The organism is Leyella stercorea, assembly GCF_021531655.1.
The window spans coordinates 1-570 of the sequence record NZ_JADYUF010000118.1 but is presented as its reverse complement, the minus strand read 5'-3'; the positions used below and the strand labels follow the sequence as shown (position 1 = coordinate 570).

Sequence of the window (570 nt, the reverse complement as noted above, 5' to 3'; positions counted from 1 at the left end):
AGCCGGACTTCATAACAATCAACCGTTTCCGCAACCGTCTGAAGGACGAGATCAATAACATATTCACACAGCTCGTACTCATTCTTGCAACGAAAGGTTATGTAAGCCTCGACGTGGAGTATGTAGACGGCACGAAGATAGAGTCGAAGTCAAACAAGTATACGTTTGTCTGGCGCAAGACGGTAGAGCGTAACCGTGCCAGGCTTATTGACAAGGTAAAGGCTCTGCTTGCCCAGGTTGACGACTGCATGGCACAAGACAATACCAAGACAGACGAAACGGTGGAATTCACCCCGTCACAACTTGCCGAAATATCCGCAGAACTTAATGCCTCGCTGTCCGACCCGCAATTGGAGATGGACAAGGAAGAAAAGAAGAAGAGGCGCAAGTTAGCCAAGGAACTCAAGGAACGTAGCGAGAAACTGGCTGAATACAACCAACATCTTGAAACTCTCGGTGACCGCAACTCTTATTCAAAGACCGACAAGGATGCCACATTCATGCACATGAAGGAGGATGCTATAAACGACGGGCTGACAAAACCCGGGTACAATCTTCAGATTGCAACCG

General features: G+C 48.2%; 1 pseudogene. It reads left to right on the top strand.

What is annotated here, in order from left to right:
• Window positions 1-570 (top strand): annotated as a pseudogene (locus I6E49_RS14275) (IS5/IS1182 family transposase); the annotation flags it as partial.